The organism is Mongoliitalea lutea (assembly GCF_014652135.1).
GTDB classification, from domain to species: domain Bacteria; phylum Bacteroidota; class Bacteroidia; order Cytophagales; family Cyclobacteriaceae; genus Mongoliitalea; species Mongoliitalea lutea.
The window spans coordinates 1-18,658 of record NZ_BMYF01000006.1; the positions used below are offsets into that span (position 1 = coordinate 1).

Here is an 18,658-nt window from a genome sequence, read left to right on the forward strand (position 1 = left end):
ATATAATTATCCAAGAAAATTGTAATAAAAAAAAAATTAAACCATATGAATTTCCCAAATCATCAAATATAAAAAGATAAAATAAAGGGCATTAAAATGATTGAAATCAGTATAATTTATGAAAAAAGTAATTTACAAAATCATCGGATTTATCTATTCAGACAAAATAAGTTATAGACCTTTTTAAGTTTCATTTTAATTCTTCAAAAACCTTATCCAGATCCAAGCTAAACCCTTCAACAGCCTTTAATGCGAAGGTTTCCCCAAAAGTCAGCAATTTGGAACTTTGATAGCATCCATTCACTAATGAATACACGAGTAATGTACATTCATTGGGGTGGATTAGCCAATATTCCTTTACCCCTGCCGCTTCATAAACTTCGTATTTGTGGGTGATTTCCTTTTTGTTATTGCCCGGAGAAAGAACCTCAATAATCAAATCAGGGGCACCTATACATCCTAATTCGTCGATTTTTTCAGGATCGCATATCACACAGATATCAGGTTGCACCACAGTATCAATGTCTTTGTTTTTCTTGGATTTCAATGGAAGACGGACATCGAATGGTGCGGTAAATACTTCACATTTTTTACCTTGCAAAAAATTATAAAGAGCTCCGGATATCTTCATAGAAATTCGTTGATGATTGACCCTTGGTGCGGCGGCTTGTTTGAATACTTTACCTTTGATCAGTTCAATCATGCCCTCAAATTCCCATGTCAGATAGTCCGCATAAGAATAGCTACCGTAGTCCGCTATAGGTTCTTCTACGTTTATATGGTTCTTATCCTTTTTCATACCTTAAAAATAATAAAAACACAAAACAAAATGTATTGGTTTTCATGGGTTTGGGTAAAAAAAATAGGGTGTTCTTTTTGAAGAAATGGGGTTTGGCTGATTGCTGCTTATTGGTATTTGTCAGGTCCCACTTGGATATCAAAAAGGAAGGCGCCATTTCTATCATGATATCGATAAGCCATGGTCACCTCTCTATCTCGGAATACTTGTAGCTGTTCATTTTTCACCACTTGACGGGTAATTTGGGGCTCCAAAATCTCCTTAATCCCCTCTATGTTCACACCCTCGGCTACCATGTTTATCAGGGTATAATTATACTGGAAAACGTTACCCGGAAGCGCTTCTGCTCCATCCAAACGTGTCTCCTGATCTACCATCATAGGGCAGGATTTATTGACCTCTGTTGCCGCCCGCTGAAGGTAATCCTCCTCACTGTGCTCTTGGAAAAAGAAATATTGGATCAAAAAAAAGGTTGCCGCAAATGCGACAGCATATGCAGCGATAGTCGTAATGTTTGGCTTGGGAGATTTTTCCATGAATTTTTATGTGCTATATCTCCAAAAGTAGGAAAATAAATTGGGTTAACACACTTGGATGTTTTTAAATATGTCCTGCTTTTCCAGAAGCTATTTCATACAATAACTCACGTGACCGGTGTAATTGGGCTTTGACCGTTCCCAGTGGCTTTTCCAATTCCACAGCAATCTCCTCATACGAAAGCTCATCGAAATACCGCAACTGTACCAGTTTTCTGTATTTGGCAGGTAATTTATCTACAAAAATCCGAACCATCTCTTTACGCTGGGACTTGATGTACTCGTCCTGTGGATTGTTGTCATCGTCTTCCACATCTATGGTCACAGCATTTCCACCATCATCACTAAGCGTGGTGTTAAGACTCATGGTTTTAAGTTTTTTCTTTCGGATGAAGTCGATGGTATTATTGGTTGCAATTCGAAATAGCCAAGTTGAAAAGGTGTAGTCTTTCTTAAACTTGTGAAGATTTCTAAAGGCTTTGGCAAATGCTTCCATGGTCAGATCCTCCGCATCATCTGCATCACGGATCATTTTTAAGATCATGAAATACACTGCTTTTTTGTAGCGCTTCATCAAGGTCGCAAAAGCCTGCTGATCCTTGTCATTGACAGCCCGATCAATAAGCTCAAAGTCTTGAAGTGCCTTGCTAGAAAAACCTCTTTCGTTTATTTCCATCTAACTTTTCTTGATTGATAACCAATTGTTCCTAAAATCCAGAAATACCCGATGTATAGCAGGTCAAAAAAGCCCGTCCAAAACAGTTTGTTAATTCCGGTCAATTTCTTTCTGGCCGATGTGAATACTGAAGTCAGCAAAATCGATCGGACAGTAATTATACCCAAAATAACGGCAAAATGTTCCCAATTTTGTTCAATACCTGAATAAATCATCAAAGCAGTTCCCAAAAACCAAAAAATAAGGTGTGTAAAGGCATAGATTCCTATCTTTTGTTTGTCTTTTGCCTTGTAGTATTTTCCGGCATGTAGGTGCCTTTTCTTTTGGGTGAAATATTCTTTCCAGGTTTCCTTTGGTTCGGAAAGCGTGATGCTATTTGGGTCGATTACGATTGCTGTGTTTTTACTGGTAGCATAACGGTTGACCAACAAGTCATCATCTCCTCCTTCGATATGCCAAAAACCTCTAAAGGCTTTTTGTTCCATGAAGAAACTCCTGCGATAACACATGTTTCTTCCCACGCCCATAAAGGGGGCTTTCCATAAGGTAAATGAAGCATAAAGCAAAGCAGTCCAAAAAGTCTCAAATTGAATCCAGTGATTTAACAGCCCTTTATTACTCTTGTAAGGGGAGAAGCCTAAAGCAAATGTTTTTCCTTCATTGCGTACGGGTGCAGTCATCAGACGTATCCAATCTTCGGATTGAGGGATACAATCAGCGTCTGTTAGTAGCAACACATCGTTTTTGACTACTTTTATACCCAATGTCAGGGCATATTTTTTAGCCGTAACATGATCGGGTGTGTATTTGATGGTGACGGTTCTCAATTTTGGGAATTCCGACATCAGTTGCTCCAAAAGTGCTTTGGTGCCATCATGCGAGCGGTCATTGATGACCATGACATCAAAGTTAGGGTAATTTTGATTGCAAATGATGGGGATAAGTTTGGCAAGGTTTTCTTTTTCATTGCGTGCAGCAATGACAACCGTTACACCCTCGTATGTTTCCGAAGTTGATTGTTTGGATTTGCTTCTATAGAATAAAGAAGCCCGGCCAAATATCACCAGAATGTAAAAGAATTGTATGACAGCAACAACCAAAAAAAGAACCAGCAAAATCTCTGTAAGCATTTCCATTGTATATAAGGGGCAAATATAAAATACATTTGAGCATTCAATTAAGAATAAGCTTATATTTTTGTGGGATTAAATTTTATCCCCTAGCTATACTGGTTTTCGCTAGCGGAGGTAATGGACTCAATACATGAAATTTAAGTTAGAACACCAAGATACTAAAAGTAAAGCCCGCGCCGGTACCGTTACTACGGACCATGGGGATATCCAAACCCCGATTTTTATGCCTGTGGGTACGGCAGGTTCTGTGAAGGCTGTGCACCAGCGTGAACTGACCTATGATGTCAAAGCCCAAATTATCCTTGGGAATACCTATCATCTTTATTTGCGCCCGGGTCTGGATGTGTTGGAAAAAGCAGGAGGCCTACATAAATTTAATGGATGGAATAAGCCGATTTTGACCGATTCGGGAGGGTATCAGGTTTTTTCATTGGCCAATAACCGAAAACTAACAGAAGAAGGGGCCGTATTTAAATCCCATATTGATGGTTCCAAGCATTTGTTTAGCCCGGAGCGGGTGATGGATATTCAACGTACGATTGGTGCGGATATCATCATGGCTTTTGACGAATGCCCTCCTTATCCCTGCGATTATGGGTATGCCCGGAAATCCATGGAACTGACTCATCGGTGGCTAAAGCGTTGCATTGATCGATTTGATAGTACGGAAGGAAAATATGGCTACAGCCAAACCTTGTTCCCAATTGTGCAGGGAAGTGTGTATCCTGAGTTGCGCAAGCAGTCTGCTGAATTTATTGCCTCTTGTGAAAGAGAAGGTAACGCCATTGGAGGATTGTCCGTGGGAGAGCCTGTGGAGGAAATGTATGCGATGACCGATATGGTCACAGATATTTTGCCAGCGGATAAGCCAAGATACTTGATGGGCGTGGGTACACCTGCCAATATTCTAGAAGGGATTGCTTTGGGAGTAGATATGTTTGATTGCGTCATGCCGACCAGAAATGCCCGTAATGGCATGCTGTTCACGTCTGAAGGAATCATCAATATCCGAAATGAAAAATGGAAGGATGATTTTAGTCCTATCGATCCACATATTAATTCCTATGTGAGTTCGTTTTATTCCAAAGCCTATCTGAGACATTTGGTGATAGCCAAGGAAATCTTGGCAGCTCAGGTTGCGAGTATCCACAACCTTAGTTTTTATTTATGGTTAGTAGGACAGGCGCGTGAACATATCATTGCCGGAGATTTTGCCACTTGGAAAAATCAAATGGTAGAAAAAGTAAGCAGACGATTGTAATGAAGCTATTGGACAAACTTATTATCAAGGATTTTCTCAAGACCTATTTCTTTGTGGTCTTGATGTTAATATTGGTAGTCTTGGTACTTGATTTTACCGAGAAGAATGATAAGTTTATCCGTAATCAGGTACCTGCGTCCGAGATTCTGATTTATCTTGGAAATTATGGTTTGTATCTGAATAACCTGCTGACCCCAATCACAGTATTCATTGCGGTGATTTTTATTACCTCCAAAATGGCTGGTCGTACAGAAATCATTGCCATTTTAAGTAGTGGGACTAGTTTCGTTCGCATGTTAGTTCCTTATTTTATTGCTGCCTCTTTGATTGGTGCTGCCAGCTTCCTGTTGAATGGTTGGGTGCTTCCAGGAGCTACAGCAGGAGTAACCGAGTTTAAGTCCCGTTGGTTGGATGAGGATAAGTTTTTCACCCAAAGCAATATTCATATTAAGGTAGCCCCTGATGCGTATGCATACATCTCACGCTATTACACATCTGGAAATACTGGGTATAATTTCACCTTGGAGCAGATTCGCGATGGGCAGTTGATAGCCAAATTGTCAGGAGATCGAATCGTGTGGGATACAGCCATCAATTCCTGGTCTGTGAAAAACTGGAAATTACGGGTGCTTAAGGAAGGAAGGGAGGATTATAGCAAAGGAGAATCTTTGGATACCCTACTTTCGATAACACCCAATGATTTTGATCTTCCAACCAATCACCATGAGACACTAAAGCTTCCGGACTTAACCCGTCAGATTCAGATTTTGGAAGACAGGGGGGCAGATAACGTAAATTACTATATTATCGAGCGCTATGTGCGGTACATGTCCCCTTTTGCGGCAATTATTTTGACATTTATTGGTGTGATCGTTTCCTCAAGGAAAACACGTGGAGGTTCAGGCTTTCAGATAGCCTTGGGCTTTCTATTAGCATTTATTTACATCATCTTATTTCTTCTCTCCAGAACCTTTGCGGAGGCGGGTACCTCTCAGCCCTTGCTGGCTATCTGGATACCAAATATCGTTTTTGCACTTACAGGTTTAGCCTTATACAAAACAGTTCCTCGCTGATGTCCACTGCCAATCCGGTCAAAGATTATGCGATGCTCCATTTTATCGTGATGATATGGGGCTTTACAGCCATACTTGGCTTATTGATCAGCCTACCTTCTTTGGAGGTGGTTTTTTACCGTACCTTGCTAGCATCGGTGTTGATAGGGTTGGGCTTTGCTTGGAAGAAGTCTTCTTTGCGTGTGAGTCGAGCTGAGTTATGGAAAATCATGGGAACGGGTGTGATCGTAGCCTTGCATTGGGTGTTGTTCTTTGGGGCTGCACGGGTTTCTACGGCTTCGGTATGCTTGGCTGGTATGGCCACCACTTCCCTTTGGACAGCGTTGATAGAGCCTTTGGCCAATCGCAAACCTGTTAAGCTATTTGAGATTTTCTTGGGTTTGATGGTTTTGTCAGGCCTGTACGTGATTTTCAGATTTGAATTGGATTATTGGCTTGGGTTATTGATGGCTGTTATTTCTGCCTTGCTAGGCGCTGTCTTTTCGGTGATCAATAGCAAGCTGACTAAGCGTCACGAGCCTTTTGTATTGACTTTTTATGAAATGTTGGCCGCTTGCCTGTTTGCAGGGCTTCTCTTGCCTCTATACACGCTGGTTTTTCCTGAGGAATCTTTGCAGCTGATTCCACAAGGAATGGATTGGATATGGCTGGCGCTCTTAAGTGGGGTATGTACCGTCTATGCTTTCTCTGTGTCGGTGGAACTGATGCGCCGAATCTCTGCCTTCGCGGTCAACCTGACGATTAATTTGGAGCCGGTATATGGGATTATTTTAGCCGTAATCATCTTTGGAGAAAAAGAGCAGATGACCGGAGGGTTTTACCTAGGAACACTGATTATCTTGGTTTCGGTGTTGATTTATCCGGTGTATAATTATTACCTCAGAAGAAAGGCAAAGCGAAATAACCTGTTGAGGGCTTAAGGGATATTTTTATGGTTTTATTAACAAAAACCATAAATATTCACAATCCCAAAACCTAGTAATGCCTAATGTTAGGTAATATTTTTAAAATAAGCTTCCAGTATCTCTCCCTAACTATGATTAGAAAAACTCTATTTTTGGTTCTTGTATTCCCTTCACTTTTGATTTACATTTTCTGCATAGTTGATAGCCTTTCGGTATTTAATACAGCCCCTGTATCCATCTTTCAAAAAAACATCATATACTTCGTAGGTTATGTTACCATCTTTATCGTATGCTTTGATAATCATTTCTTTATCTCTAAGCGCATCAAGAGATTTAAAGACAGTTGAGGGATTGCCAAGGTTATTTTTGCCTATAAAATCTTTGGAAGTTGGTTATGTTACTTCACCTGTTTTTGCAATGGCGACAAGAAGCTTCCATTGTTGTGGGCTCAGAAGAGTTCTGTAATGGATGAAGAATGCTTCCTGTTCCTTAAGTATGTCCTTGGCGCATTTTTGCCAATCTTCCTTTAAATATTGTCTATTAGGCAATTGATATAGCCTATTGCAAAGCATTTGGACATAGTAGGTATGGCATTTGGTCCATTCCAGTACTTCATCTACCATTTGCTCGGGTATGGATTTTCCAGCTAAACTAAAATGGCGGATGATGAATCCCTTATATTCGGGACGATGTATTTTTTCTATTTTAATAGGAGTAGCACTCCTGAAAAATGGTCTGGAGGGACTGCTGAACAGTTCGTTTAAGATACTTTGCTGGCTCCCAGAAAAGATAAAATAAACATTTTGTAATATGATTCACTAAAGGTTATTTACTTTTAGTGAATTACAAAAGGTGAATTAGGGAATTTTGTCAGGCTAGTCATAAATCTTGTTAACTATTCTTTTTATTGGGGAAAGTGAGAAAATGACCGGAGGATTTTACCTAGGAACATTGATCATTTTGGTGTCGATATTGATTTATCCAATGTATAATTTGTATTTGAGGCCGAAGGGGAAAGTGAGTTCCTCATTGCAGCGTTGAGGGAGTTTGAATATTGGTTTTTATACTTTACTTCCAGAGGTTGTGTTCAACTATAGAGTTTTTAATTCATTGTACTTTAAATAGGTTATTTTTTGTAAAACTTATAAAGTAGATGATGAGTATGTTAAACTAAGCAGAAGAAATGTCAGTGGGGGCTAAGACAAAGAATATGTCGTATTTATGAATGTATCTAACTCGTACAAAAACCAATTTAAATAATAAGAGAGAGGTTGTTTTTTGAAAAACATATGAAGTTCCTGACTAAATTATATGTTGTATTGATTATTTACTGTTGGGATAGTAAATATTTTATTTTTTTCAATATGGTAAATATTTTTTTTGAAAATGGCGAAAAAACAAATTTTTTTTATTGACATATAAATAAAAACTAATTACTTTTGTTTAAACTTTTAAACAAAAAATTATGAAAAATTTATTTGGAAAATTTAGAGATTATGCTCTCTCTCTCTCTCTGTAGTTTTCTTGATTGCAGGATGTAATCAAGTAGAGAATATTGAGCCCACAGTAGAACTTGACAATAGAGCTATCGGTGAAGTGAAAAGCATTGATGAGGGGCACCTTATTGAACTTTCGGCTTTCTTTGCTTCAATTCTTAACAAGCCAGAAGTTTTAAATGAATTTTATGGGTATTCCAAATTAGAAGGAAATGAAGGAGAGTTGGAGTTCAGTCTAAGAAAGGTTTTCGAAACCGAATTTGATCAAATTGCAAGAAAAAGTTCGGCTATTGTATCCCATTTTAAGGAACATGGAGGAAACCTAAGGACACAATCAGCTAGTTTTGATCCTGACTTCTTTATAAAGTTTATGAAGGAAAATGACCTTGAAGTTTTGGCGCCGTATTTAGCAAGGAATTTTTTGTTGGAGGAGTTAGATGAATTAACAATTTCTTGGTGGACCGAAGAAATGGAAGAAGAAGGACTAAAAAAAAATCCCAATTGGAAAGGAGAGACCCCCGCATTCAAAATTAGGTTAAGTGAGGATTTGTCATTTGAATCAATTATGAAAGGCTTAAAGGATAAAAGCTTGGAAGTATTTATGGTAAGTGATGAATATGCGATGAAGAATCCTACAATTGTTTTTGGTGCATTTGAAGAAGGACTTTATGATAGAGAACTACAATTAAAAGAAACAGGAATTAGTGAAGCTAACTTGAGCTATATTAATGTTGTACCTGTATTGAATGGGATAAGGTGTGATCAAGTGTTATCAACAGATTTGGTTAGATATGTAATACCTGAGCTAAGAGTTTTAGATAATACTCAAGGTTGGCCAAAAGGAAATTATATTTCTTTATGGGTAGCATATGGAGCTTGGCAAGCTGGTAATACTCCAACGCTTGGATTTAATGTCAATAATATATTGAATGAAGAAAAGATAAATAGAGGGGATTTTAAATGGAAGACTGACTTCGTAAAAAATCCACTAATTGTACATTGGCATGAGTCAAATGTATCAATACAATTAATTTTTGCTCATAGAAGAAGGAAACATAAATTGAGTCAGCAGGTAACATCAGTATCAACAAACCCAACAACTGGAATATCTACTGAGTCAAAACAAACATTAACAGCCACTGATACAAGGCTTTTTAATTCAAACCATTGGTTTAGATGCCAAGAAATTAATGGGGCTCATAGAATACAATCCATTCCAAGTTTGGATATTAGAAATGGGAATGCGATTTATCAGTTTTCAAACTCGGATGGAAGAATCCAATGGACAATGGAACCAAGACTTAGTAGGTTATGAAAAATAAATTCAAATTCATTCTGATTCTTTTTCAATTCTTTTATTCCTCTGGAAATTCTCAGAATTTAGATAAAAAATGTGGAGTTATATACTTTGGAGTTGATCTCTTTAATGTTTCTAGCAAATTGTGGGAAGATAAGAATAATGGAATTGGCTTAAATTTGGAATATCATCACCCTTTGATAAAAAAAATCGGGGTAGATATTACTGGTAATTTAGGTTATCATCAATTATTAGGTTGTGAAATTTGCTTGTCGGATTGGTTTGCAAAATCATTCACCGCAGGATTTGGATTATCAAAATCTTTAATAATTGATCAAAAGTATGAGTTTCTTTTAAAAGTTCGGCATAGTTTTGTTGGGTTTAAAAGAGATGAGCGTGAATTGATTATTGATGATGTTGTTGTTAGTAGAAGAACAAATGGTTCAAATATTAATTTACTTGGTTTTGAAATTGGCTATTTTTTGCCAGTTAAAATACCTTTAGTTTTTTCATATCGACATGAGGATACTACTTTTCACAGAATTAATGCTATATCTTTATCCTATCAGTTTTGATAAATATTTTAGGCATTGCTTTTTGCCAGCCCTAATTTAAATTAAGGCTGGCATTTTTCGACGAGTTTAATGTGAATAACGATTAGCTTCTCTTTGGTTTGGGCGATTTTTTAATTATTCCCCAAGAAATGGATTGGTTATGGCTAGCTTTATTAAGTGGGGTATGTACAGTTTATGCTTTTTCAGTATCGGTAGAACTGATGCGCCGAATCTCTGCTTTCGCTGTCAACCTTACGGTTAATTTGGAGCCAATGTACGGGATTATTTTAGCCGTAATCATTTTTGGAGAAAAGGAGCAGATGACTGGAGGATTTTATTTAGGAACACTGATCATTTTGGTGTCGGTGTTGATTTATCCAATGTATAATTTGTATTTGAGGAGGAAGGTGAAAGTGAGTTCCTCATTGCAGCGTTGAGGGAGTTTGAATATTGGTTTTTATACTTTACTTCCAGACTTCCAGAGGTTGTGTTAAACTATAGGGTTTTTAATTCATTGTACTTTAAATAGGTTATTTTTTGTAAAACTTACAAAGTAGATGATGAGTATGTTAAACTAAGCAGAAGTAATGTCAGGGGGGGGGCTAAGACAAAGAATATGTCGTATTTATGAATGTATCTAACTCGTACAAAAACCAATTTAAATAATAAGAGAGAGGTTGTTTTTTGAAAAACATATGAAGTTCTTGATTAAGTTATATGTTGTATTGATTATTTACTGTTTGGATATTAAATATTTTATTTTTTTGAATATGTGAAATATTTTTTTTTGAAAATGGCGAAAAAAACAAATTTTTTCTATTGACATATAAATAAGAACTAATTACTTTTGTTTAAACTTTTAAACAAAAAATTATGAAAAATTTATTTGGAAAATTTAGAGATTATGCTCTCTCTCTCTCTCTCTCTCTCTCTCTCTCTCTCTAGTTTTCTTGATTGCAGGATGTAATCAGGTAGAGAATATTGAACCCACAGTAGAACTGGACAATAGAGCTATCGGTGAAGTGAAAAGCATTGATGAGGGGCACCTTATTGAACTTTCGGCTTTCTTTGCTTCAATTCTTAACAAGCCAGAAGTTTTAAATGAATTTTATGGGTATTCCAAATTAGAAGGAAATGAAGGAGAGTTGGAGTTCAGTCTAAGAAAGGTTTTTGAAACCGAATTTGATCAAATTGCAAGAAAAAGTTCCGCTATTGTATCCTATTTTAAGGAAAATGGAGGAAACCTAAGGACACAATCAACTAGTTTTGATCTTGACTTCTTTATAAAGTTTATGAAGGAAAATGACCTTGAAGTTTTGGCGCCATATTTAGCAAGGAATTTTTCGTTGGAGGAGTTAGATGAATTGACTATTTCTTGGTGGACCAAAGAAATGGAAGAAGAAGGGCTAAAAAAAGATCCCAATTGGAAAGGAGAGACCCCTGCATTCAAAATTAGGTTAAGTGAGGATTTGTCATTTGAATCAATTATGAAAGGCTTAGAGGATAAAACCTTGGAAGTATTTATGGTAAGTGATGAATATGCGATGAAAAATCCTACAATTGTTTTTGGTGCATTTGAAGAAGGGCTTTATGATAGAGAGCTACAATTAAAAGAAGCTAGAGTTAGTGAAGCTAATTTGAGCTATATTAATGTTGTACCTTCTAATGTGGGGATAGGTTGTGCTCAAATTCAATCCAATGATGTTGTACGATATAATATACCTGATTTAAGGATAAGAGATAATACCAGAGGTTGGCCAAATGGAAATTATATTACAATTTGGGTGGCCTACGCAGCATATTCCTCAAATTCAAGTGGGTTACCAACTTTGGGATTTAGTGTAAATAGATTAGTGACTGAAAAAAAAATAAATAGAAGTGATTTTGATTGGAAATCTAATTTTGTAGGTCAGCCATTATTGACTCACTGGCACGAATCTAATTTGTCAATTCAAATTATTTTTGCATACAAGAAAAGTGGAAAGGATTTGACTCAAACTGTAAATTCTGTAAGTAATAATCCAAATACGGGTGCAACAGTTACATCTACTCAAACTCTTACTAGAAGAGATACCAGAACTTTTGGGTCTCAGCATTGGTGGAGATGTCCAGAGATTAATGGCGCACACAAAGTCGATACAGGACATGGTTTTAGAGGAACAAATGCCATTTGGCAAATGCAAGGGCAAGACGGTAGAATACAGTTCACATTAGAACCTAGGTTAACGAGACTATGAAAAATATAATTTACTTATCAATAATTGGTATTTTATTCTTTGGCAAAAATGCCTATTCACAGAGTAAAACTTCAAATAATTTTCAAGTCCATGTTAATTATCTTAATGTAAAGGAAAAAGCTAGAGGAGGGAAAGATTTGGGATTTGGAATAGGAGCTGAATACCACTTAAACTTAGTAAAAAGAATCGGCCTACAGGGAATAGGTGGAATTGGGTATGAAAGATTATCAGGGAATTGTCCTTTATGTGATTCTGAATGGTTTCAGAATGGTTATTGGGCGGGAATTGGTCTTTCAAAAACATTTATTCTTAAGGAAAAGCATCAATTTGTTGGGCAAATTAGGTACAGGTTTGTGGGATTTGAAAGGATGGAACCTGAGTTGATTGATATGGATGGTACTATAGTAAGGTGGCAAGAAGCAAATACACCACAAGATTTAGTGGGTTTTCGTTTTGGGTACTTTGTGCCGATCAAATTACCAGTTATTATTTCGTATACATTTGAAAATGGGTCATTTTTTAGAATGAATTCAGTTTCTTTAGGATTTCAGTTTTAATTTAATCCACCTGCTGTCTTGTTTTGACAGCAGGTGTTTTTTTCTTATGGGATATTTTAGGGTTTTCTTTTTCTTTTTCTTCACTTCAACAGTGCTCGGTCAAGTGACAATTACGGGCTATATCAAAGATCGATCATCCAAAGAAAGTCTATATGGTGCAAATGTCTATGAAGTTATCTCTCAAAAAGGAGTAAGTAGTAACTTTGACGGATTTTTTTCAATTAGATTGAATGAGGGTGATCAAAAATTACAGGTAAGCCATGTAGGTTATCGTCTAAAATCTATTCCATTAACGATTAACAAGGACACCTTGCTTTTTATTGACTTGGAGCCCATGATGGAGCTGAATGAGGTAGTGATTGAGTCTGATAGAGCTTTTGACTTTGAGCGGTCCACTCAATTATCTACAATAAGAATTCCGATCAGGCAAATAAGACAAATGCCAGCAATAGGGGGCGAAATTGATGTGATAAGGGCCATTCAGTTGCTACCTGGGGTGCAAAGTGGTAAAGAAGGTCTTACTGGCTTTTATGTACGGGGAGGGGGCATGGACCAAAACCTTATTCTATTAGATGGAGTACCCCTCTATAATATTAGTCATATTGGTGGGATTTTTTCCATTTTTAACGCGGATGTCATTTCAGATGTAGAACTCATCAAAGGGGGCTTTCCTGCCAGGTATGGGGGGAGACTTTCTTCCGTATTGAATATAAAAGCCAAGGAAGGAAACCGGCTGCGTAGCGAGACCAGTGGGGCAATAGGGTTGGTCTCCTCAAGGATAGCACATGAAGCCCCCATTAATAGGGGAAAAGGCTCCTTTATCGTTGCAGGGAGAAGGTCTTATCTGGACCTATTTACCCGACCGATTTCCAAGAGAGCATCCAAAGGGGAGTTTTCTTTGGGTTATGACTTTTATGATTTCAATGGAAAGGTGAATTACGACCTTTCTGAAAAAGATAAAATCCTTTTTTCTATGTATTCCGGCAGAGACAAGGGGATAGTGCGCTCAGAGGATAGGAAATTTCTGTCAGAAACCAAAAATAGCTTCGAATGGGGGAATTTTCTGGCCAGTATGAAATGGACCAGAAGGATCAATGACAAGATATTGTCCAATTTTAGTGCAGGATATACGCGCTATGAGTTTTTGGTAGATCTTACGCATGAGGATAAAGTAGAAAAAAGGGACATCAGTTATATTTTTAAGTCCGGTATTGAGGATATTCACTTGAAATACGACTGGGAAACTTTGATCGGTTCAGGTCATCTAGTCAGGGCAGGGGTGCAGTACATCAATCATTTTTTCTTTCCTGGAGTCAGTGTTTTTTCCCAGCAAAGTGCTAGTGAATCGGTGCGTACCAGAACAGGGTCATTTGATGTCAGGGCAAATGACCTGTCCTTTTTTGTCGAGGATGAATGGGAGATTTCCCGTACACTGAGTGCCAATATCGGCCTAAGGTATAATAATTACCTCGTCAATGGGGAGAGTTATGACAGTTTCCAGCCTCGTGTAAATGTGCGGTATATGCTTTCGGAAACCAGCTCGATGAAGGCCTCCTATGCCACCATGCAGCAAAATGTCCACTTGCTGAATAATACAGGTGTGGGCCTGCCTGTGGATCTTTGGGTGCCGGCCACGGAACAGACCCAGCCACAGTTCTCAGCACAATGGACCCTGGCTTATAACAGGAGGCTTTCCCGATCACTGGAGCTGAGCGGAGAGGTTTTCTACAAGGATTTCAAGCATCTGATTGCCTATTCGGATGGGATCAATTGGATGGAAGGAACCGGAGACTGGCAGGAAAAGATCGAAAGAGATGGTGTCGGAAGGGCTTATGGGCTGGAGCTTTTCCTTCAGAAAAAAATGGGAAAAGCCTCAGGATGGCTGGGATATACTCTGTCGAGGTCTGAGATGCGTTTTGAGAATATAAACTCTGGAAATTTCTTTCCTCATAGGTTTGATCGGACACATGACATAGGACTGACACTGGTTTACGAGTTTTCCAAGGATTTCAATTTTTCATTCAATTGGGTTTACGGTACAGGGGAGGCAATTACTTTGGCAAGAAGCAGGCATTTAGGGATTACAAGAGGACTCATTAATTTTAATAATGAAAGGAGTTTGCCAACTATTGAATTCTATGGGGATAGAAATAGCTTTAGAATGCGGGCATACCACCGTGCTGACGTGGGACTTAGATTTTCGAAGGATAAGAAAAGGGGTGTCCGCACCTGGAATCTAAGTTTTTACAATGCGTATAACAGGGCCAATCCTTTCTACTATACATGGAGCAGAGATAATGTCAATGATTGGAACAATCTATCCTTGAGGCAGGTAGCGATGTTTCCGATTATACCAGCATTTAATTATGAATTTAGATTTTACTGAGATGAAAGTATTGAAACAGTTTGCTTTTTTGATGCTTGTTGCGGTATTGGGATTCTCTTGTTCGGATTTCTTTAACAAAGAAATACCCATTAGCTTGGAGGATCACAGAAGCCTTTTGGTGGTCAATAGCATCCTAGGGGAAGGTCAGGAAGAGCTTTTGTTTGGCATTACTACTTCCCGTTCGATGACGGATACCACAAGCTTGATTATCACTCCCAGAGATTTGGATATTGATCTGATACTAAACTCAGATAGTTACCTGCCAGTGAGTTATGATTCTTCAAGGAACCTCTACTATTCAACATACAAGGTGCAGTCCGGGGATGTTTTTGAATTAAATGTAAAATCCGAGGCATACCCTGAAGTCGAGGCAGAAACAAGGGTACCAATGCCCGCCAGGATTTTAGATGCAAGAATTGGGGCAAGAGCTTTTGATTCCAACGGACGGCCTGTAAGAGAAATCTTTTTTACTGTGGAGGATATTGAAGGTGAACAGAATTTTTTCTTTATGGATTTAATAATGACACGTGAAGAATGGGGTAACATATCCGATGTGAGTACTTTTGAGTCCCCGCTTAGATTTTTTAGAAGGGCTGAGTTCAGGGAGAGTTTGGCATTTAATGATACTTTTTTTGAAAATGCTTCGGTGGAATTGATGTTATGGATGGCAGAAGAAGAATTTCAGAATATGATTTATAACCTTCCTGATTTTTATGTTCGCCTTTATACTGTGGATAAGCCAATGTATGATTACTTCACGCAGCTGCATGTTCACCTTAGGAATAGAAATGCAGACCTTTTTGCAGGCGAACCCATCAATGTACCCAGTAATGTCAAAGGAGGTTTTGGGGTTTTTGGCAGCCATAGTTTTATGGATTTTAAGCTGGATTATCAGGAGTTTTTGGATTGATTTCCAGCTATACTGACTAGAGCTTACAGTACCTAGGTTTTGTTGTGTGCTTAATATTGCTCGGAAGTGGATGAAAAACACTTACTGTGCTTGCATCATTTCTTGGCACATTTTTATCTTTAGTAATTTACAAAAAGTAAAGTATAGAATTTATCATGTTAAAGATGAGTCTTCTAATAATCCATGACTTATTTAAAGTGAGTTTATTAATTAAGCAAAAATTGATTCTGACTATACTTGTAATTTTGGTGGAAGGCGAGGGTGCATCCTCCCTTGCAGCCTTGATTGATGTAAGTATGCATGATTTCAGTGGATTTATTTGAGGATCCTTACTCCTTTTATCTACCCATTTCAAACACCACTATCCCCGGATCTTCGTCGGCTGTGATTCCAAAAAGTTTCCTTTTTTGCTCATTCATCGTAAAAGCGTACAGTGGATAATCCAGCCTGAAGTTATTCAATAGGTTTCCTTTGTAATCAAATTCGAAGATTCGGTTGAGATTGCTGGATTCACTGATTTGCCGAAAGCTTTTACCGGAATACAATACAAAAAAAGACGCTTCTCCTGCATAGACATCCAGGTATTTGTTGGTCAGCGTGCGAATATCAAAGGATGCCATATCATAGCCCACGCTTTCCGAAATAGAGAACTTTGGACTTTCATTTACCGGACCTCTTAGTGTTAGTATTTGTTGGTTTTCCCAATCAATAATGTCAATAAAATCTGTATGGATGCCCGCTTTGACAAACTTGGTTTTGGAAGGATTTCCTTTCATTTCGCTCGAAAATATAGATGCAGCTACATTTGGGGCAATATCCACTTCTTTGATGCCATCAGGAAGTTTTATAAACGAGAACATCTCTCTCCAATCACCCAAACTTTTCAACGTATCTTTTTCAGTGCTTACCTCGTAATACTTTTTCCACCCGTCAACCATCTCCACGAGAAAAGAGTTTTTGCTAAGCCAAGCTGCTTTTGTTGCATAAAAGGGTACGTCAAGGGCTTTGATTTGCTCCACTGCCAGTTGAGAACTGTCCTGCAAAGCAAATTTTGAAAAATTGAATTGCTGCGTATCATATACCCAAAAGAAGCCTTTTTCTAATCCATCCATAAGAGGGTATCCAATTCCAAGTTCTCCCGGTCCGAAACCTATTTTTCCTTTATGGGATACAAATTCTAAGGTATTGGAATCAATAATAGTTATGGCGGATTCGGTTTTTGAACTTACTGATTCCGCTATAATCAAAAAACCTTCTTTAAATAAGATTTTCCGTGGGTTGAGGATTTCTTCTAGCACAAACTTTTCACCTGAAAGCAATTGTTTTTCTGGTAGATCCTTTTCAGAAAATAGTTTAGATTGCTTAATTGGGACATTTTCGCATGAAAAAAGGAGCACTGAACAAAATATGAGTAAGATATTACCTAATTTCATACTGATTTTATTTGTGAAGGAGTCTTTGCTATTTCGAGAAATAATGCTTCAATCAGGCAATTGATAAATCACTACATTAGGTTCGGCATCTCGTGTAAGTCCATAAAGTTTGTTTTCAGATTCGTCTATTGTGAAGGATATAATTTTGTAGTCCAATTCAAAATTCGATACTATTTCTCCAGAAAGATTGAAAGTAAAAACTCTTGAAGTAGTTGCGTCTTTGTTTGCTTCACTGCTGAGGCCGGAGTATAAAGCATATATTATACTTTCACCGATATACATACTGTAATATTGTATAATGGTTTCTTTCATGACAGGATATGGATGACCCGACATATTGATGAGTTCATAAGCAGGTATCTCATTGACAGGTCCTCTTAAGAAAAGCGATTTCCCAGTATTTCTATCTATAACTTCTATATAATCGATTAGTATGCCACATGCTCCAATGTATCTTTTATTTTTAGAACTCACTAAACTTCCTTGATACAAGGAGTAAAGTACAAAATTGGTTAATTCTTGGTCCGTTCGGTGCTCATCCCAATCTCCATAGGAGACTAATTTGGAACCTTGATGGGTAAATTCCTGATACTTAGTAGATGCATGTATTTCTCTGCCAATGAATGAACTATCCGAAATAGGTATGAAATCCAATACGGCGGCTAACATTCCGCTTTGTTGAATTTGAATATCTGCCAATCCGTCTTTATTTTCATTGATTATAAATTTGTTGAAGGTTTGATTTTTGCTATCATAAGCCCAGAAATCATTATCTCCAAGTCCCTGATGAATAAAATCTGCTGTAAGTATTTCGTTAGGACCTATGCCGTTTATCCCCATACTTTTGACAAAGCTTTTGTCTTTTTTAGAGTAAACATAAAAGATATCATTGTTAGCATTTTCCGCTACTACAATGTAATCCCTTGTTACTTGAATGTGCCTAGGTAGAAGAAATTCCTGGAAATCCATTTTTTTACCTTTTAGTAAAATTGGTTTTGGTAGGTCCTTTTCAGAAAATACAATCTGATTTTCAGGAGATTCCACTTTTTGTGTGGATCGTGAACAGCTGATGAAAGCAAGAATAATGATGATTAATGTTATTTTATTCATATAAAATGAACAGGCACGCTAACATTATGCGTGACTGTGATTTAAAGTTTAACAAGTTGTTTGACCAAGTTTATATATTGAATCTGCAAATTTTATTAAGTACACGGGATGTATACAAGAAGGACCAATGACTTGGCAACACACCCCTCCTTCTCCTATTTCTGGATCTGGGACTGATTCTTGCCCACTTGCAGTACTTAAGCCAAATCCAAATGAAATGGCCAAAATGGAGGAAAATAATAATTTACGCATAATTGTTAATGGTTTAATGAAATAATTAAGTCCGATAACGGAC

At 37.6% G+C, this 18,658-nt stretch carries 18 protein-coding genes and 2 pseudogenes; 11 read left to right on the top strand and 9 right to left on the bottom strand.

Features of this window, described 5'->3' with window-relative positions; all coding sequences use genetic code 11:
- Positions 1–190: 190 nt before the first annotated feature.
- From IE080_RS05935 to IE080_RS05950, 4 genes are all read right to left on the bottom strand, one after another.
- On the bottom strand, positions 191–799 hold the full coding sequence (locus tag IE080_RS05935; protein ID WP_189579547.1) for a Uma2 family endonuclease: 609 nt from the start codon (positions 797–799) through the stop codon (positions 191–193).
- A 107-nt stretch (positions 800–906) separates the two neighbouring features.
- A complete protein-coding gene (locus IE080_RS05940) occupies positions 907–1,335 on the bottom strand; it encodes a DUF8479 domain-containing protein (RefSeq protein WP_189579548.1) in 429 nt (142 codons plus the stop codon).
- Between the two features lie 64 nt (positions 1,336–1,399).
- The gene (locus IE080_RS05945; protein WP_189579549.1) at positions 1,400–2,011 is read right to left on the bottom strand and encodes a sigma-70 family RNA polymerase sigma factor; all 612 of its coding nucleotides are present in this window, start codon (positions 2,009–2,011) and stop codon (positions 1,400–1,402) included.
- The gene (locus IE080_RS05950; protein ID WP_189579550.1) at positions 2,002–3,141 is read right to left on the bottom strand and encodes a glycosyltransferase; all 1,140 of its coding nucleotides are present in this window, start codon (positions 3,139–3,141) and stop codon (positions 2,002–2,004) included. The genes IE080_RS05945 and IE080_RS05950 overlap by 10 nt, the downstream gene beginning before the upstream one ends.
- A 133-nt stretch (positions 3,142–3,274) precedes the next feature.
- Between IE080_RS05950 and tgt the strand changes: the two genes are divergently transcribed.
- Genes tgt through IE080_RS05965 form a run of 3 tightly spaced genes read left to right on the top strand, consistent with a single transcriptional unit; the run spans position 3,275 to position 6,398 of the window.
- A complete protein-coding gene (gene tgt / locus IE080_RS05955; RefSeq protein WP_189579551.1) occupies positions 3,275–4,405 on the top strand; it encodes a tRNA guanosine(34) transglycosylase Tgt in 1,131 nt (376 codons plus the stop codon).
- Positions 4,405–5,478, top strand: a complete 1,074-nt coding sequence (locus IE080_RS05960) for an LptF/LptG family permease (protein WP_189579774.1) — start codon at positions 4,405–4,407, stop codon at positions 5,476–5,478. Before tgt ends, IE080_RS05960 begins: the two co-directional genes overlap by 1 nt.
- Positions 5,478–6,398 (top strand): DMT family transporter, encoded by a 921-nt coding sequence (locus IE080_RS05965; RefSeq protein ID WP_189579552.1) that lies wholly within the window; start codon positions 5,478–5,480, stop codon positions 6,396–6,398. Before IE080_RS05960 ends, IE080_RS05965 begins: the two co-directional genes overlap by 1 nt.
- A gap of 155 nt (positions 6,399–6,553) precedes the next feature.
- On the opposite strand, the pseudogene IE080_RS19785 reads toward IE080_RS05965, so the two are convergent.
- Together IE080_RS19785 and IE080_RS05970 are read right to left on the bottom strand one after the other, a co-directional pair.
- Positions 6,554–6,763 (bottom strand): annotated as a pseudogene (locus tag IE080_RS19785) (hypothetical protein); the annotation flags it as partial.
- Positions 6,764–6,775: 12 nt separating this feature from the next.
- Positions 6,776–7,006 carry a hypothetical protein gene (locus tag IE080_RS05970; RefSeq protein ID WP_189579553.1) on the bottom strand — a complete coding sequence of 77 codons (231 nt, stop codon included), beginning with the start codon at positions 7,004–7,006 and terminating at the stop codon, positions 6,776–6,778.
- A 973-nt stretch (positions 7,007–7,979) separates the two neighbouring features.
- Here IE080_RS05970 and IE080_RS05975 point away from each other — a divergent pair.
- The 8 genes and pseudogenes from IE080_RS05975 to IE080_RS06010 all read left to right on the top strand — a co-directional run bounded on the left by IE080_RS05975 (position 7,980) and on the right by IE080_RS06010 (position 16,143).
- The gene (locus IE080_RS05975) at positions 7,980–9,194 is read left to right on the top strand and encodes a hypothetical protein (RefSeq protein ID WP_189579554.1); all 1,215 of its coding nucleotides are present in this window, start codon (positions 7,980–7,982) and stop codon (positions 9,192–9,194) included.
- Positions 9,191–9,751 (top strand): hypothetical protein, encoded by a 561-nt coding sequence (locus IE080_RS05980; RefSeq protein WP_189579555.1) that lies wholly within the window; start codon positions 9,191–9,193, stop codon positions 9,749–9,751. The genes IE080_RS05975 and IE080_RS05980 overlap by 4 nt, the downstream gene beginning before the upstream one ends.
- A 113-nt stretch (positions 9,752–9,864) precedes the next feature.
- A pseudogene (locus IE080_RS05985) lies at positions 9,865–10,167 on the top strand (EamA family transporter); the annotation flags it as partial.
- Between the two features lie 513 nt (positions 10,168–10,680).
- Complete coding sequence (locus tag IE080_RS05990; RefSeq protein WP_189579556.1) at positions 10,681–11,967, top strand: hypothetical protein; 1,287 nt, start codon at positions 10,681–10,683, stop codon at positions 11,965–11,967.
- Positions 11,964–12,524, top strand: a complete 561-nt coding sequence (locus tag IE080_RS05995; protein ID WP_189579557.1) for a hypothetical protein — start codon at positions 11,964–11,966, stop codon at positions 12,522–12,524. The genes IE080_RS05990 and IE080_RS05995 overlap by 4 nt, the downstream gene beginning before the upstream one ends.
- Positions 12,525–12,570: 46 nt before the next feature.
- Positions 12,571–14,910: a TonB-dependent receptor gene (locus IE080_RS06000; RefSeq protein WP_189579558.1), complete on the top strand. Its 2,340-nt coding sequence runs from the start codon at positions 12,571–12,573 to the stop codon at positions 14,908–14,910.
- Positions 14,891–15,820 (top strand): DUF4249 domain-containing protein, encoded by a 930-nt coding sequence (locus IE080_RS06005; RefSeq protein WP_189579559.1) that lies wholly within the window; start codon positions 14,891–14,893, stop codon positions 15,818–15,820. Before IE080_RS06000 ends, IE080_RS06005 begins: the two co-directional genes overlap by 20 nt.
- Before the next feature lie 164 nt (positions 15,821–15,984).
- Entirely contained in the window at positions 15,985–16,143 is a 159-nt protein-coding gene (locus IE080_RS06010; RefSeq protein ID WP_189579560.1) for a hypothetical protein, read from the top strand.
- Positions 16,144–16,158: 15 nt separating this feature from the next.
- Here the strand turns inward: IE080_RS06010 and IE080_RS06015 are convergent, their stop codons facing one another.
- Genes IE080_RS06015 through IE080_RS06025 form a run of 3 tightly spaced genes read right to left on the bottom strand, consistent with a single transcriptional unit; the run spans position 16,159 to position 18,615 of the window.
- On the bottom strand, positions 16,159–17,253 hold the full coding sequence (locus tag IE080_RS06015) for a BF3164 family lipoprotein (protein WP_189579561.1): 1,095 nt from the start codon (positions 17,251–17,253) through the stop codon (positions 16,159–16,161).
- A 48-nt stretch (positions 17,254–17,301) separates the two neighbouring features.
- Positions 17,302–18,363 (bottom strand): BF3164 family lipoprotein, encoded by a 1,062-nt coding sequence (locus IE080_RS06020; RefSeq protein ID WP_189579562.1) that lies wholly within the window; start codon positions 18,361–18,363, stop codon positions 17,302–17,304.
- Between the two features lie 48 nt (positions 18,364–18,411).
- Positions 18,412–18,615 (bottom strand): hypothetical protein, encoded by a 204-nt coding sequence (locus IE080_RS06025; protein ID WP_189579563.1) that lies wholly within the window; start codon positions 18,613–18,615, stop codon positions 18,412–18,414.
- Between the last annotated feature and the right edge of the window lie 43 nt (positions 18,616–18,658).